10 protein-coding genes and 3 pseudogenes are annotated in these 15,265 nt (G+C 63.5%); 5 read left to right on the top strand and 8 right to left on the bottom strand.

What is annotated here, in order from left to right; genetic code table 11:
* Positions 1 to 106 precede the first annotated feature (106 nt).
* Positions 107 to 1,858 (bottom strand): hypothetical protein, encoded by a 1,752-nt coding sequence (locus EAE32_RS11725; protein ID WP_124035176.1) that lies wholly within the window; start codon positions 1,856 to 1,858, stop codon positions 107 to 109.
* Positions 1,859 to 2,163: 305 nt separating this feature from the next.
* Positions 2,164 to 2,370 (bottom strand): annotated as a pseudogene (locus EAE32_RS12060) (IS110 family transposase); the annotation flags it as partial.
* A 9-nt stretch (positions 2,371 to 2,379) separates the two neighbouring features.
* Between EAE32_RS12060 and EAE32_RS12065 the strand changes: the two are divergent.
* From EAE32_RS12065 to EAE32_RS10435, 3 genes and pseudogenes are all read left to right on the top strand, one after another.
* A pseudogene (locus tag EAE32_RS12065) lies at positions 2,380 to 2,948 on the top strand (integrase core domain-containing protein); the annotation flags it as partial.
* 291 nt (positions 2,949 to 3,239) lie between these two features.
* Complete coding sequence (locus EAE32_RS10430) at positions 3,240 to 4,286, top strand: NAD(P)-dependent alcohol dehydrogenase (protein ID WP_121865117.1); 1,047 nt, start codon at positions 3,240 to 3,242, stop codon at positions 4,284 to 4,286.
* 143 nt (positions 4,287 to 4,429) lie between these two features.
* Positions 4,430 to 4,957, top strand: a complete 528-nt coding sequence (locus EAE32_RS10435) for a GtrA family protein (RefSeq protein WP_207803884.1) — start codon at positions 4,430 to 4,432, stop codon at positions 4,955 to 4,957.
* A 115-nt stretch (positions 4,958 to 5,072) separates the two neighbouring features.
* Here EAE32_RS10435 and EAE32_RS10440 read toward each other — a convergent pair whose 3' ends face one another.
* From EAE32_RS10440 to aceB, 4 genes are all read right to left on the bottom strand, one after another.
* Positions 5,073 to 5,849, bottom strand: coding sequence for an alpha/beta fold hydrolase (locus tag EAE32_RS10440; protein ID WP_121865118.1), 777 nt, complete (start codon positions 5,847 to 5,849; stop codon positions 5,073 to 5,075).
* Positions 5,850 to 5,904: 55 nt separating this feature from the next.
* Positions 5,905 to 6,765 (bottom strand): bifunctional allantoicase/(S)-ureidoglycine aminohydrolase, encoded by an 861-nt coding sequence (locus EAE32_RS10445; RefSeq protein ID WP_121865119.1) that lies wholly within the window; start codon positions 6,763 to 6,765, stop codon positions 5,905 to 5,907.
* A 22-nt stretch (positions 6,766 to 6,787) separates the two neighbouring features.
* Entirely contained in the window at positions 6,788 to 8,107 is a 1,320-nt protein-coding gene (locus tag EAE32_RS10450) for a DUF6986 family protein (protein WP_121865206.1), read from the bottom strand.
* A gap of 74 nt (positions 8,108 to 8,181) precedes the next feature.
* Entirely contained in the window at positions 8,182 to 9,789 is a 1,608-nt protein-coding gene (aceB, locus tag EAE32_RS10455) for a malate synthase A (RefSeq protein ID WP_121865120.1), read from the bottom strand.
* A gap of 221 nt (positions 9,790 to 10,010) precedes the next feature.
* Here aceB and EAE32_RS10460 point away from each other — a divergent pair, with 221 nt between their 5' ends.
* Positions 10,011 to 10,772 carry an IclR family transcriptional regulator gene (locus EAE32_RS10460; protein ID WP_121865121.1) on the top strand — a complete coding sequence of 254 codons (762 nt, stop codon included), beginning with the start codon at positions 10,011 to 10,013 and terminating at the stop codon, positions 10,770 to 10,772.
* A gap of 441 nt (positions 10,773 to 11,213) precedes the next feature.
* Positions 11,214 to 13,349, top strand: coding sequence for a KAP family NTPase (locus tag EAE32_RS10465; protein WP_165860506.1), 2,136 nt, complete (start codon positions 11,214 to 11,216; stop codon positions 13,347 to 13,349).
* Positions 13,350 to 14,072: 723 nt separating this feature from the next.
* Here EAE32_RS10465 and EAE32_RS12130 read toward each other — a convergent pair.
* Together EAE32_RS12130 and rfbA are read right to left on the bottom strand one after the other, a co-directional pair.
* Positions 14,073 to 14,195, bottom strand: a complete 123-nt coding sequence (locus tag EAE32_RS12130) for a hypothetical protein (protein WP_276309574.1) — start codon at positions 14,193 to 14,195, stop codon at positions 14,073 to 14,075.
* Positions 14,196 to 14,222: 27 nt separating this feature from the next.
* Positions 14,223 to 15,108 (bottom strand): annotated as a pseudogene (rfbA, locus tag EAE32_RS10470) (glucose-1-phosphate thymidylyltransferase RfbA).
* Positions 15,109 to 15,265: the final 157 nt, after the last annotated feature.

A 15,265-nucleotide genomic window follows, 5' to 3' on the forward strand; every position in this document is an offset into this window, starting at 1 on the left:
GGGCAGAGCGATGATCTCCCTGCAGTCACACAAAGGGCCGAGCTGGGACCAGAGGTTCCCCAACTCGAAATTGAACGTGATCTGCCCCGTTCGCTCCAGGGATTTGCTATTTCTCTGAAGTGAAAACTAAAAATTCTGCACCAACACTTCGGCATGCAGCTTCAGTTTCGAGCAGCAAGGTTCCGAGCTGGTGCACTCGGTTCGTGATCGAGGCGCTAGACTGCTGTAACGTAGCTTGATATTCTTTCTTTTCAAGGCGGGGTTGAACAATTACAACTCGAAGGCGCACCTTGTCCCCCCTGCGCTTCAACTCGTCGGCAAAAGCTTTACCTCCCTTTCGGGCGGAGAGGGTGGGAGCGCCATTTATCGTTCCTGACACCCAGTGCAGAGCACCACTGGAAAGCGTTTTTAGCTTATCGATGATAGACTTCGGACTAGCGTGCTTGAGATTTTTTACCGCCTGCCCCGCTACCTCTTCATATTGTGTGACTGAGATCTTCCGGCCGGGAGAGGAGGAGCTGCTGGACTTAATGTGAATTAGTGTCAGCAGGCTGACTCCATCCGGGTCTTCATCTGCCAGATGAACGAAGTCCGCTATCTCCCCGGCACCATCGTCGCAGAGCAGATGTCCGGCGCGCTCCCAACCCCAATGAAAATGCACCCAGCTGAACAGTGAATCATCGCCAAGTTCCCCCGTTCTAGAGAGATCTGTCACCAAGTTTCCTTTTTCACCTTTTTGCGTAGGTTTTTCGCGTGTTATATCAGTCCCCGTTTGGGTGGAGCCGAGCGTTTTCCCAAAATCAACCCAATTCCACGATGTGAATGGTTTCAGATTGTAGCTAGGCATATAAGCTCGCCCGTTTGCTACTACATGCCCATCGTCATAGCGGATGATGGCCCAATCCTCGTTCTCAATCAGAATTCGGAGTGAGTCACTTATTTTCGAGTCCCCACTAACTGGTTTGAGGCTGGCGTTCACGCGGCCCGTCGCGTCCGAATATGAGAGCTCCAAGCATACCGTCGACGCCACGCAGCCATCGCGAATAGCGGATACTTGCACTTTGTCCTTTCGCGGACTTGCGGAATTAATGACCACGCCGTGAGGAGAGTCGACATTCAAGTTAACCCGGTCGAGTGCGCTGACGGCGTCCTTTATTTCATCGTTCCACTGCGACATCTCGCCTTCGAGATGAAGGGCCACTTCGGTCGGTGTCCCTATGGATGTAACTTTCGAAAGCGGTCTTGCTAGTTCTGCGATCGGCGAGTCGCGTCTCTTGGCCCCCTCTAAAGCTTTAAGACACCAGAGGGTATCCGAGCAAAAATCATCGAAGCACGACGGGTGCCCAAGCCAAATCTTATGTTTCGAAGGGCTTAACCCGAGTGTCGCATCCTCGCCATCCTTATTTAACTTGGAGCGACCGGAAGAAAACGCGTAAGTTTGATCCCCAAACGGGTCCAGTGCCGACCGTATATTCAAGCCCGTTAGCTGCTTACTGTTGGCCTTTTGTTCCACCGGTGGGTGTATGCCTTTCATCCAAACCGCAAGCATTGGCCAATTAGGGTCGGTGAATGCACCATTTAAAAGTTCTGGGGCGATCGGAGTAAGCCCTTTAAGTTCATTATTCTCAATTGCGGTAAGGATTCGGTTCCAGTCTGAGCCATGAGATGCGTAGACGGCAATATAGCTCTTGTATTTAGCCAGTAGCAGCATGTGCAAATTTTTGCTGTGTGGCTTTTTCTTGTGCTCTTTACCTTGAGGTGTCGATTTCGAGGGTCCAAGCCACCACGACGGAACTTCATTCACCGAGTACAAGTAGCCAGTACCTTCAAGTTCTGACACCTTAAAAGGTGCGATCACGCTCTTGAGTGAGGGGTGCCCTGCTCGGCGCTAGGCCTTTTGGACTGAACCACACCCTGAATTTCTTTTAAAAGCGTTTTAACGCCCTTGCGAGTGGACACGACTTCCAGTAGTCCGAGTGAGAGGTAGGGGCGGAAGTGTGATGAGTCGATCGGCATAACACTGAGGATATGCGCCCACGGTCTTCAAGTCACCACACGCCACAACGGGAGCTGTAGCCGGGCGTGCGAGTCCTTCCCGGTTCGCCAGGTTGGACACCGTGAGAACGTTGCGTAACCCTCTCGGGGGGGCTTCTATGGTTTCCGTCAAGCGGCTAAGGCGACGGTGGGTGGGGTGGGTTCGGTGTAGAAAGCCCCGTCGCGGAGCATGGCGTAGAGCACGTCGGTGTGTCGTCGTGCGAAGGTGATGATGGCTTGATTGTGGCGTTTACCTTGGGCTCGATTGCGGTCGTATTAGGCCCTGGAGGTAGCTCCGGCGTTGATCGAGGCGAACGCGGAAAGGGACATTGCCTGAACCCCAACGGGGAGAACAACCGGGTCATGGGACCTATCACCGCGGCCTTCCCCGGGCACACGATCCACCGGGATGTGAAGATACTCGGTAAGATCCCCGACGGTGGCGGCTGGTGGGCTACACCTACCTGTGACTGCGCCGTGGACGGGTTCTCCCGCCTGGCTCACACCGAAGCCCACGACGACGAGAGCGCAGGGACCACATTCGGCTTCTCCGCTCGGGCCGGGCGTTCTTCGCCGCTCACGGGATCACCCGCTTCATCCGGGTGGTCACCGACAACGGGGCCAACTATTGGGCCAAGGACTTCCACCGCACCGTGACTGCGCACGCTTCCTGGCATCAGCGCACCCGCCCGTACACCCCGCGGCACAGCGGCAACGTCGAGCGTTACCAGCGGATCCTGGCCGAAGAGTGCCTGTGCGCCAGGGTCTATGACAGGGAGCCCGCCCGCCGGACCGCGATCGGGGTGTGCGTGAACCATTACAACTATTATCGTCCCCACACCGCGTGTTCGGATCATTCCTCGGCCACCAAAGTCCGCGCCCGCGTCAACAATGTCATACCCTCTGACACCTAGGAGGGTATTCCGTGCTGGGGGAACATATCAGGTGCTGAGGGGAGTGGCCACGGTGCATATGGCAGCAACCGTGGATCGGTCGTCCACTGCTCGTGCGGCTGGGGCTCACGACGTCGAAGTCCCGCACCTACGCGAGGCCGCTGCCCAAGGACCTGAAGGGCTTCCCGTTCGGGCGGTGACCCGCAGCGCCAGCGCCCGTCGGTAGCCCGACCAGGGGCGACTGTGCGCCCCCAGCGAACCACTTTCCTCCGAAATGACTTATCGGTCGAGGGAGGTCTACAGTCACATCTCATGACTACCAACGTTGCTGCCTATCAGGCCGTCGCTTCCGGTGCTCCCCTGGAGAAGGGCACCATCGAGCGCAGGGACCTGCGCCCGGACGACATCCGCATCGAGATCGAGTTCGCCGGGATCTGCCACTCCGACATCCACACCGTCCGCGAGGAGTGGGGGCCCATCGACTTCCCCATGGTCCCGGGCCACGAGATCATCGGCCGGGTCACCGAGGTGGGCTCCGAGGTCACCAAGTTCTCGGTGGGCGAGCGCGCCGGCGTCGGCTGCCTGGTCGACTCGTGCCGTGAGTGCGAGTGGTGCCTGAAGGGCGAGGAGAACAACTGCCCCCACGCCGTGGGCACCTACAACGGCAAGGACCGCTTCGACGGCCGCCCGACCGACGGCGGCTACTCCACGCAGATCGTGGTCTCCGAGGCGTTCGCCCTGCACATCCCCGAGAGCATGGACCCGGCGGCCACCACGCCGCTGCTGTGCGCGGGCATCACCACGTACTCCCCGCTGCGCACCTGGGGCGTGACCGAGGGCTCCAAGGTGGCCGTGGTGGGCATGGGCGGACTCGGCCACGTGGCCGTGAAGCTCGCCGCCGCCATGGGTGCCGAGGTCACCGTGATCAGCCAGACCCGCTCCAAGGAGGAGGACGGCCGCCGCTTCGGCGCCACGAACTGGATCGCCCGCAAGGAGGATCCCGAGGCCCTGAAGGAGCACAAGGGCGAGTTCGACGTCATCATCAACACTGTGTCCGCGCACATCGACGTGCAGGAGTTCGTGGCCACCCTGCGCCCCCACGGTGCCATGGTGTTGCTGGGCCTGCCCACCGAGGCCCTGGAGGTCAGCGCGGGTTCGCTGATCGGCGGCCGCAAGTCCCTCACGGGCTCCAACATCGGCGGCATCCGCGAGACCCAGGAGATGCTGGACTTCTGCGCGGAGCACGGCGTCACCGCGGAGATCGAGCTGATCAAGGCCGAGGACGTCAACGACGCCTACGACCGCGTGGTGGACTCGGACGTGCGCTACCGCTTCGTGGTGGACGCCGCGACGCTCTGACCCGACGAGCACCCACCGTGGTGCGCGCCGCGTGAACGACGTGTCCCCGGGTCGACAGGGCCCGGGGACACGTTCGTGTCCGGCGGGTCGTCCCGGCCTGTAGATTGTGGAGCCGCACACCTCGGAGCACTCAAGGAGCCGGATTGACGCAGCAGGATGCAGGGGATGAGGACCGGGCAGTGGAGCACCCGGTCAGCCACGGCTCGACGTCCACGAGCCGCGGCAGGCGTCAGATGCGGTTCCTGGCAGTGGGTGGCCTCTGCTACGTCATCACCATCGGCCTCAACTTCCTGCTCAAGTGGACGGTCCTGCAGGAGAAGCCGACCACCGCGCTGCTCATCGCCACCACGATCGCCAGCATCGTCTCGTACTCGCTGAACAAGCGCTGGACCTTCAGCTCGCGGGGCAGCAATCATCCCGGGGTGGAAGCGTTCCTCTTCGCGGTGGTCACCGGGATCGGCATCGCGATCAACAGCGTGCCGCTGTACGTCTCACGCTACGTCCTGGGTTTTGAGCACCCGCCGTACTCCCTCCTGTTCCAGGAGGTCGCGGACTTCGTCTCGGGGCCGATCCTCGGGACCGCCCTGGCCATGGTCTTCCGCTGGGTGGCCATGGACCTCATCGTCTTCGTGGAGAGAAAGACGGACGGCCCCTCTCCCGAGGAGGACTGAGCATCCGATCCCGGGACGGACCGCAGAACTCCTTGCGCCGCGCTCCAGGCTTCGTACAGGGAAATACCCCCGGACCGCGACGGTCCGGGGGCACGTCGTCTGTGACGGGAAGGCCTCAGTGCTCGGCCACGCGGTGCACTGGCGCCCACGTCCGGGGGACGTCGTCACCCGTGAGGAAGTCGTGTACCAGCAGCGAGAAGAGTTCGGGCCGTTCGAGGGGAAGCATGTGGCATGCCCCCGGCACCACCCCGAGCTGTCCTTTCGGCAGCGCCCGGTAGGCGGAGACGGCGTGCTTCAGGGAGACGGAGTCGTCGTCGCCCAGCAGGAACAGGAAGGGAACGGTGATCTTCGCGAGGTGCTCGGGGGTCAGCGTGGGGCCGTTGCTCCACAGCTCCAGGCACTGTTTCACGAGGGTGTTGAACTGTCGGCCGGTCTTCCCCGGGTTGCGCTTGAACTCCTTCTTCAGCTCACGCAGCCCGGACGTGTCCTCCGAGTCGCCGGGCTCGTAGCCCTCCACGTTGAAGTTGGACCCCACGGTCGCAATTCTCGTGACGTGCTCCGGTGCGGCGAGGGCCGTGTGGAGGGCGGTCACGCCGCCGTCGCTCCAGCCCACGAGGGAGGTCGGGCCGCCGATCACGGCGTCGATCACCGCCGTGGCCTCTTCCGCCATGGCCTGGTAGGTCATCGGGCCGGGGCGGGGCTCGGAGCGGCCGTGGCCCGCGCGGTCGAAGGCCACCAGCCGGAACTGCTCCCCGAGCCGCGGGGTGAGCACGTCCAGGAGCGGTGTGGAGTCGCTCAGCGCGCCGTGCAGCAGCAGAACCGGAGGACCGTCCGGTGTGCCGGCCTCCGCCACCCAGATGGCCGTGCCGTTGATGTCGATGTGCTGGCCCATGGAACCTCCGTGACGTGCGGGCGGGTGCGGTGCTCGCCAGGCTATCGCGAGCGCCTCACCGCCCCGCGTGCCCTCCCAGCGAGAGCGGCGCGTGCCGGTTGACGTCCTTGTAGAGCAGGTACCGGAACGGCTTGGGTCCGCCGGCGTAGCAGGCTTGGGGGCAGAACGCGCGCAGCCACATGAAGTCGCCCTCCTGCACCTCCACCCAGTCCTCGTTGAGCCGGTACACGGCCTGACCCTCCAGAACGTAGAGCCCGTGCTCCATCACGTGGGTCTCCGCGAAGGGGATGATCCCGCCGGGGAGGAAGGTCACGATGGTCACGTGCATGTCGTGGCGCAGGTCCTTCTGGTCCACGAACCGGGTGGTGGCCCAGCGGCCCTCCGTGCCCGGCATGGGGGTGGGTTCGATGTCCCGCTCGTTGGTCACGAAGGACTCCGGCTTCTCGACTCCCGAGACCTTCTGGTAGCGCTTGCGGATCCACATGAACCGGGTGGTCTCGCCGCCACGGTTGTGCGCGGTCCACGTCTCGCCGGGCGCGATGAACGCGTAGCCGCCGGGTTCGAGGGTGTGCGTGTCCTCGTCCCCGGGCTCGTCGCCGAGAGTCAGCTCCAAGGAGCCCTCCATCACGAACAGCACGGCCTCGGCGTCCGGATCGTCCTCGGGCTTGTCCGAGCCCCCACCGGGGGAGACCTCCACGAGGTACTGCGAGAACGTCTCCGCGAAGCCGGTCATCGGCCGCGCGAGCACCCACAGCCGCGTGTCCTCCCAGAACGGCAGGTACGAGGTCACGATGTCCCGCTGCGTGCCCCGCGGGATCACCGCGTACGCCTCGCGGAACATCGCCCGGTCCGTCAGCAGGTCCGTCTGCGGCGGGTGCCCGCCGTGGGTGGCCCAGTACGTGCGCTCGTCGGTCATGGGGTCTCTCCTGTCTGAGGTCTCAGGCACTCGCGGACGACGCCGCTACGCCCGGGTTCGCCACGGACCGCACCGTCTGCGGGTCCAGGCCTGCGGCGTGCAGCTCATCCTCGCTCACTGCACCGCACAGCAATCCTCGCACCACGTAGCGCGCCAGCGCGCGTGCGGTGGCCGGTTCGTCCGCGACGTCCGCCGCCTCGATGCCCGGAACGGACCGCCCGGCGTACGCGACGAGCCGGCGGGCGGCGTCGTCGAACGCGCCCCGGTAGAAGGCGTAGTTGGTGAGGAAGCGCGTGGGCAGCTGGTGGGCGTGCAGGTCCCAGCCCTGGTAGATGCCGCGCTCCAGGGAGCGGCGCACCAGGCGGGAGTGCAGCCTCCAGGTGTCGCGGCGCTGGGTGGCATCGCCCACGGGGAGCCGGTTGGTGGAGCCGTCCGAGAGCCGCACGCCGGTGCCGGCCACGGCCACCTGCATCACGTTCTTGGCGTGGTCCGCGGCGGGGTGCTCCAGGGACTGGAACTGCCCCGAGATGCCCAGGGACGCCGAGTAGTCGTAGGTGCCGTAGTGCAGGGCGGAGACGCGGCCCTCGGCGGCGCGCAGCATCGCGGGGATGGGGCACGTGCCGTCAAGGCCCAGGATCATGGGCGCGGTCTCCATCTGGATCTCGAAGCGCAGCCGCCCGGCGGGCAGGCCGAGCGCCTCCTCGAACGCGGCACACGCCTCGACCATCACATGCACCTGCTCCACCGTGGAGACCTTCGGCAGCGTGAGCACGAGTCCGGCGGGCAGCCCGTCCGCGCTGACGCCCGCGTCCTTCAGCCCGCCCTCGCGCACCAGTGTGCTCAGGAACAGGTCCAGGGTGCGCAGCCCGCGCGCCCGGGTGGGCGCCTCGAGGCACTTGAAGCGGATGCCCGCGAATGCCGGGGCGGCAGCCGCACCTGAGGCGCGGTTGCGGGCGAACGCCGCCACCGTGCGGGCGGCGGCCACGGCATCCGCGTCCTCCTCGGCGTCCGGGCGCTCGCCGTAGCCGTCCTCCAGGTCCAGGCGCAGGTCCTCGACGGGCTCGGTGCGCAGCTTCTCGCGGACGCGCGCCACGAGATCGGGCGCATCCGCGGCGTCGATCCCCGCGAGCTCCGCCAGCGCCGCGAGCCCGCCCGCCTCCTCGGCCGCCGACGCCGCCGCGGCACCCCACTGCGCGGGCGTGCCCTGCGTGACGAGGTCCGCCGGGACGTAGCACGTGTGCACGGGCTGCCGGGTTCCGGCGTCCCCCGGATAGAACCGGGCGAGGTCCGCATCCGTGCCCGCGAGCAGGAGGTCCGCGCGGGCCAGGAACCCCTCCGGCAGAGAGGGGGCGGCCCCCGCCGCGCCGCGCGGGGCGGTCGTGGCGGGGGCCGTGGGGGCGTCGGGGTGCGACGGTGTCACTTGCTGCCTTCCATGAGGTCGTAGGCGGAGAGCGTGAGGAACGCGGGGTAGTCCTCCCGGAGCACCATGTCCGAGATGAGCTTGCCCGCGGGCACGAACCACTTCTCGTAGTTCCCGGCGTCGATCTCCCCGCGCAGCACCTCCAGCTGCCGGTCCAGGGCGTCCGCCACGAGCTCGCGGGTGGCGGTGTTTCCGGTGTCCGTGTAGACCACGCCGTTCTTGATCTGCTGCCAGATCTGCGAGCGGGAGATCTCCGCCGTGGCGGCGTCCTCCATGAGGTTGTGGATGGCCACCGCGCCGCTGCCGGAGAGCCACACGGCCACGTAGCGGATGGCCACGTACAGGTTGGCGTTGAGCTCCTTCTCGGTGCGCTGGTCACCGGCCGAGGGCACATCCAGCAGCATCTCGGCGGTCACGTCCACCTCGGGGCGCTGGTGGTCCACCTGGTTCGGCTTCTTCCCGAGCACCTCGTCGAAGACCTCCCGGCACACGGGCACGAGGTCCGGGTGGGCCACCCACGAGCCGTCGAAGCCGTCCCCGGCCTCACGGGTCTTGTCGTTGCGGACCTTCTCGAACGCGGCCCTGTTGATCTCCTCGTCCTTGCGGGACGGGATGAACGCGGCCATGCCACCCATGGCGAACGCGCCGCGCTTGTGGCACGTCTGCACCAGCAGGTCCGTGTAGGCGCGCATCAGGGGAGCGGTCATGGTCACCGCGGAGCGGTCCGCCAGGATGAACTTCTCACCGGCGTCCCGGAAGTACTTGATGATGGAGAACAGGTAGTCCCAGCGCCCGGCGTTCAGGCCGGAGGCGTGGTCCCGCAGCTCGTAGAGGATCTCGTCCATCTGGAACGCGGCGGGGATGGTCTCGATCAGCACGGTGGCGCGCACGGTGCCGTGCTCGATGCCCAGGTACTCCTCCGCGAACGTGAAGACGTCGTTCCACAGCCGCGCCTCCAGGTGGGACTCCATCTTGGGCAGGTAGTAGTACGGTCCCTGTCCGTTCTCGATCAGCTGCTTCGCGGTGTGGAAGAAGTGCAGCCCGAAGTCCGTGAGGGAGCCGGAGCCGGTCTTGCCGTTGACCGTGATGTTGTACTCGGGCAGGTGCCAGCCGCGCGGGCGCATGACCACCACGGCCAGCGGGGCGTCCTCCCGCAGCTTGTACGTCTTGCCCTCCGGCGAGGTGAAGCCCAGGGTGCCGCGTGCGGCGTCCCGGAGGTTGGCAATGGCATCCACCTGGTTGGCCCAGCTGGGGGAGGCGGCGTCCTCGAGGTCCGCGAGCCACACCTTGGCGCCGGAGTTCAGGGCGTTGATCGCCATCTTGGCGGGCGAGGCCGGGCCGGTCATTTCCACGCGGCGGTCCTGCAGCGCCTCGGGGGCCGGGGCCACCTTCCAGTCGCCCTCGCGGACCGCGCGGGTCTCCGGGAGGAAGTCCATGGTCCCGGACTCGGCGGCCTTCTCGCGGGCGGTCTCGCGCTGGCCGAGCAGCTCCTCGCGGCGGTCCGCGAACTTCTCGTGCAGCGCCTCGACGAATGCCAGCGCATCCTCGGAGAGGATCTCGTCCGCGGCGGCCACGTTCTGCGGAGTGGTGTGGGTGATGCTCATGGAGTGCCTCCAAGTATCCGTATTATGGAAAAATTATTCCATTACCATGAGTTTAGACATAGGATGTGACCCAGGACAAGGCCCTGCTGAGACGCGGGCCACACATGCGCGGCGTCACCGAGATCGCCCGAACCCGGCCGTGGCCGTCCGGTCCGGCCGCGGCGCGAGCTGGCTGGCGGTGAGCCCCGCACGACACCATCGACGACCGAGGGAGCGCACGGATGCCAGAGGCCAGGAGCGCGGGCGGGGTGCAGTCCGTCGAACGGGTCTTCGGCCTGCTCGACATCATCACCGCCGCCGGGGGAGAGATCTCGCTGAGCGAGCTGGCCTCCAGGGCGCGGCTGCCGCTGCCCACCATCCACCGGCTGCTGCGCACGCTGATCCCGCTGGGCCACGTGCGCCAGCTGCCCAACCGCAGCTACGCGCTGGGCCCGGGGCTCATCCGGTTGGGCAACGCCGCGGGGCTCGCGCTGGGCACCTACGCGCAGCCCGTGCTGCAGGGGCTCGTGGACGAGCTGGGGGAGTCCGCGAATATGGCCGTGCTGGACGGGCGCATGGTCGTCTACGTGGGACAGGCGCAGTCCTCCCACTCCATGCGCATGTTCACGGAGGTGGGCCGCCGCGCCCACCTGCACGACACCGGGGTGGGCAAGGCCATCCTGGCCACCCTGCCGCAGGAGCAGGTGGTCTCGATCGTCACCTCCATGGGCATGCCCACCCCCACCGAGAAGAGCCTGGGCACGGTGGAGGAGCTGCTCGCGGACCTGGAGCTGATCCATGAGCGCGGCTACGCCGTGGATGACGAGGAGCAGGAGATCGGCGTGCGCTGCTTCTCGGTGCTCGTCCCGGAAGCTCCCACCCCCACGGCGATCTCGGTCTCCGGGCCCACCACGCGCGTGGACTGGGAGTTTGGCGACCGCGCCGTGCCCCTTCTGCTCGACGCCGCCCAGCGACTCTCCGCGCAGTTCGCCTCGGCGGGCTGAGCGTTTACGCGGTGCGGATAAGCGTCTCGTTCCAAAAGCAATCAGCTTTGTCACTCGCTCATTTCGATCTTGGCTCGGTCCGATGGTGCGCGTCAGAAAGAGATCATCTTGTAGGAAATAGGCCGGTGCGGCAATGATCGGTTCACCGCCTCATTGCGACGCCCCATTTCTAAACAACGAACGTGATAGCAACACCGCGCCGTGTTGTAGTTAGGCGGAAAATGCCCGACTACCCCGGCCTCACGGGGCGAATCCACTTCGAGGGAAAGGGGGCCCTTTTGCGACTGCGCCCCAGAAATCTTCGTTCCCTCGGCAGTACGCCTCCACTGGACCCTCCAGCACGGGAACTGATCGCTGGATTCACAAAATATGAACCAACTGTCATGCCCTGCCACAGCCGCTTCACGTGCTTTGCTCGAGGGAACAGGTAGAGTTGTCAACATGAACACCCCCTTGCAGAACTGGATAGATGAACCCATCCATTGCAAAGAGGAGGACACTCTTCAGCGCATCCATTTAGCCGAGCAAGCCGCCCGCTTGGTAGTCAGTGCCCACTCCTGGGAAGCCAGCGTGGTGTACGGGTTGACCGGTCCCTGGGGTAGCGGGAAAACTTCGATGGTGGAACTCATCGTTGAAGCACTCAAAGAGAGAGATCCTGAGTGGCGAGTTGCTCGTTTCACCCCTTGGGCTACGAGTGACGTGAGTTCACTGATGTCAGAGTTTTTCGCAGCTCTGGAGGCCGCCCTGCCAGAAGATGGAAGAGACAGCGCTCAAAAGGCGTTGCGAGTATGTGCGAGGGTCGCCGGTCCGTGGCTCGGCCTCATCCCCATCGTCGGGCCAGCTCTTCAAGGAAGCGCCGGGATCCTCGCCGATGCGACCAACCCACAGATGCCGTGGGATGAGGCGTTCGCAGAAGCCTCAGCGTCGCTGAGAGAGCTTGACACTCCTGTGCTCGTGGTCGCCGATGACATCGATCGTCTCCAGGCTGATGAGCTATTGGCTCTTCTTAAAGTTGTTCGCCTTCTGGGTCGTTTTCCTGGGGTCCACTATCTGCTGGCGTACGACGAGCAAACACTAATAGAAAATCTTCGGGGAGCGAGCATCGGTGTTGCTGACGCGGACCGAGCCCGCTTGTTTATGGAGAAGATCGTTCAATATCCTCTGACTGTTCCCCCATTATTAACGCATCAAATGCGCTGGCGACTGGGGAATGGACTCAGTGACCTACTGGGGAATCTGAGGCGTCTATGGGATGAAAATGATACTCGAATGAGTGATGTGTTTCCCTTTATTGAATCCCAACTGACGACTCCGCGTGCAATTGATCGATTCTTGGCCCAGGTGCGGCACTATTTGCCTCTGCAAAAACAAAATGAGGTCAATGATGTGGACGTCATCCTCTTGACGTTTCTGCACCTTCAGTTCCCCGATTTGTACAACGCCCTGCCCCGATGGAAAAACGTCCTCACAGGGGTCCAACAGGAGCTGGACAAGGTGCTGGGGCGGCGGGAGGATATTCAGCCGCAATGGGACGAGCTGCTAAATCTTGTCCATGATAGGGGTGGTCGCCGGGACGCTAGCGAGGTCATGAAAGCCCTTTTCCCCGCATTGAATCCCTATTCGGTGAGAAATCGATCGGCACCTAGGGTTTGTGTACCTGACTACTTCAACCGATATTTTGCTCATACTATCCCTCAGGCAGACATCGCCGACGCTGAGATCCTTTCCGCCCTTGAGCATGCAAGCACACCAGAGTCGGATGGAAATCTGCTGGTGTCGCTACTCACTGAGAACTCATACGCTGAACGTATCGACTTGGTCCTAAAAAAACTCCGTGCCCTTTATGGCCCAGAGTCTTCGGCGCCCGGGGCGCCAGCGGTCACTTTGGATTTAATTCGGGTGGTTGCCGGTCAAATTCCCAAACTCGAACACACCTCGCGAATGTTCAGCAGCCCCCGCGACCAAGGCCGTTATTTACTCGCTGATATTTTGGAACGCCTTCCACCTACCAGCCCCGAAGAACTTGAAGGGGCCTTGGCAGCTTGTCCTGACTGGGTGGAGCGGGCGCAGATCCTTCGCCTCGCGCTGAGTCGTGATTCTAGTTCTGCATCTCCGCAGGCCCCTGAGGCGTTAACTGGGGCCGCAGCGTCCCTCACCATGGAAATCAGCAACGAACTTTTGAGGCATTTAGGCCAACGCGATAATGCTGATATCAAATCTTCGCCCTATATCGGGTTCATGTTCGTCGAGATGTTTGGGGAACCTGGTGATCTTCGAAACAGGATTTTAACTCGCATCAAACAAGGACAGTTTACTACCGAGGACTTGGCTGCCCGGTTTGTGACAACCCAGCACCTCGTTGGCTCACGAGAGCCCGTCTCGCAGATCGGCGATTTTAGTCAAGATCTTTTTGCCACCTTTGCTCCCGCGCGTGACATGCTTTACTCTCGATGTAGAGAGGATGTAGAAACTTCAGATATTTCATGGGCCAATCGGCGCGCCTTCGTTCGTGGGCGGGTTCAGCCGCCGGATGCGTCGCGGTCAGGCGGCTATGCGTCGTCACCCAGCGATGTTTAATCGAACCGTGTCGTGCAGCATTCATGTGCGGAGCTCAAAGGTGTATATGTACATCCGTCGATCGGTTTGCAACATCAAGAAATAGGCTTTCGGTTCTGGGTTTAAGCAATAGTTTTTATTTGAAATTCGATCACTCGTATTCCTTTAATCGTTTGAACTTTATTTTCAAGCAATTCAGCGGCCACTGGGATCGATTCAGCAAGGAGGGTGATTACCTTAGTCTTATCGGATGGTTCTGACTGGCCTTTGGGGCAAGGGTGCTTGCCTTCGTCGGCTATTCTCGGTGAGAAGCTGTATCATCAAAATTTAACGTTCCTCAAGGATCGAATATAAATGACTCGAATGCGGGTGGCTCGTTGGAGTAGACTCTTGGTGACGATAATGAGGTTATCTGTGGTGTGCTGGGCATGAAGGGCGAGGGGTTGCACGACGATACTATGACGGCAAATGGTGGGCGTGGAACCACATTAACAATGTCATGCCATTCTGCGGCTGGGGCATGACAAAATAGGGTGCTCGATATAGGCTCTCCGCCAGGCCGCGATGACCCCGTGTTGCACTGTGCCGTGAGCCCCACGTTCAACAAAGTCAGCTACTTCCTCATTGCGGTCGACTGGGGAAAATGATCCGCTGGCGATGAGAATTAACTTACGTGGATCGGCGTGGGGAGCACTGCGTTGTGGATCCTGACCACGTCATCACGGGTCAGTTGAATCCAGGAGCTCACCGATTCTTGAGCAGTTCGTTCACGCCAGCGAGCTGCTTTTGCGACGTAGTAATGAGCGCGTCCAACTCATCCAGAGTCAGACGTACAGGGGCAGGCCCCTCCGGCGTCTGTGCGCTCATGCCGTTGTCCTTTCGTTGAGAAGGGTTCTACGGTGCGGCGTCGTCGCCGGCCTCGCGCAGCAGGGACTCGAGGTACGCGCCGTAGCCGCTCTTGGCGAGATCAGCGGAGCGCTCGCGCAGCTCGTCGTCCGAGAGCAGTCTGAGGCGCCACGCGACCTCCTCGGGGGAGTCGATCGAGGTGCCCTGCCGTGCCTGGACCGTGCGGATGTAGTTGGTGGCGTCCGCGAGGGAGTCGAACGTGCCGGTGTCCAGCCACGCCGTGCCGCGCGGGAGCACGTGCACCGAGAGCTCACCGCGGTCCATGTACGCACGGTTGAGGTCGGTGATCTCGAGCTCGCCGCGCGCGGACGGGGTGAGGGCCCGGGCGAAGTCCACGGCGCGGTTGTCGTAGAAGTAGAGCCCCGGCACCGCGTAGTGGCTGCGGGGTCGGGCGGGCTTCTCCTCGATGGACACCGCCCGGCCGGAGGTGTCGAACTCCACCACGCCGTACGCGCTCGGGTCCGCCACCCGGTAGCCGAAGATCACCGCCCCCTCCACGTCCTGGAAGCGGCGCAGCTGCGTGCCCAGACCGGGGCCGTGAAAGATGTTGTCGCCCAGCACCAGGCACACGCTGTCGTCCCCGATGTGCTCCGCGCCCAGCACGAACGCCTGGGCGAGCCCGTCCGGCGAGGCCTGCTGCGCGTAGGTGATGCGCACCCCGAACCGTGAGCCGTCCCCGAGCAGACGCTCGAACTGCTCGGCGTCGTGCGGGGTGGTGATGACCAGGACGTCCCGCCCCCCCGGCGAGCAACAGCGTGGACAGCGGGTAGTAGATCATCGGCTTGTCGTACACCGGGACCAGCTGCTTGCTCACGCCCAGGGTCACGGGGTGCAGGCGGGACCCCGTGCCGCCCGCGAGGATGATGCCCTTCATGTCCCTATTGTGGCAGGAGTCCATGAGCGCGCATGGAGGACGACGGCGCTCCGCTGGTCTGCGCCCACAGCGGCGGTTGGCTGCCGGGCTGGGCGCGGAGTGGAATCCCGGTGCGTGCCGGGAACGCGACGAGGCCGCCCTCCCGCGGGAGAGCGGC

Source organism: Kocuria tytonicola (genome assembly GCF_003687175.1).
Lineage (GTDB): Bacteria > Actinomycetota > Actinomycetes > Actinomycetales > Micrococcaceae > Kocuria > Kocuria tytonicola.

What these genes read in the sequence shown, in the direction of transcription:
- aceB (WP_121865120.1), bottom strand. Translation starts at nt 9,789, where the DNA reads ATGAGCATCACCCACACCACTCCGCAGAACGTGGCCGCCGCGGACGAG.
- EAE32_RS12130 (WP_276309574.1), bottom strand. Translation starts at nt 14,195, where the DNA reads ATGAGCGCACAGACGCCGGAGGGGCCTGCCCCTGTACGTCTGACTCTG.
- EAE32_RS10460 (WP_121865121.1), top strand. Translation starts at nt 10,011, where the DNA reads ATGCCAGAGGCCAGGAGCGCGGGCGGGGTGCAGTCCGTCGAACGGGTC.
- EAE32_RS10430 (WP_121865117.1), top strand. Translation starts at nt 3,240, where the DNA reads ATGACTACCAACGTTGCTGCCTATCAGGCCGTCGCTTCCGGTGCTCCC.
- EAE32_RS10440 (WP_121865118.1), bottom strand. Translation starts at nt 5,849, where the DNA reads ATGGGCCAGCACATCGACATCAACGGCACGGCCATCTGGGTGGCGGAG.
- EAE32_RS10465 (WP_165860506.1), top strand. Translation starts at nt 11,214, where the DNA reads ATGAACACCCCCTTGCAGAACTGGATAGATGAACCCATCCATTGCAAA.
- EAE32_RS10445 (WP_121865119.1), bottom strand. Translation starts at nt 6,765, where the DNA reads ATGACCGACGAGCGCACGTACTGGGCCACCCACGGCGGGCACCCGCCG.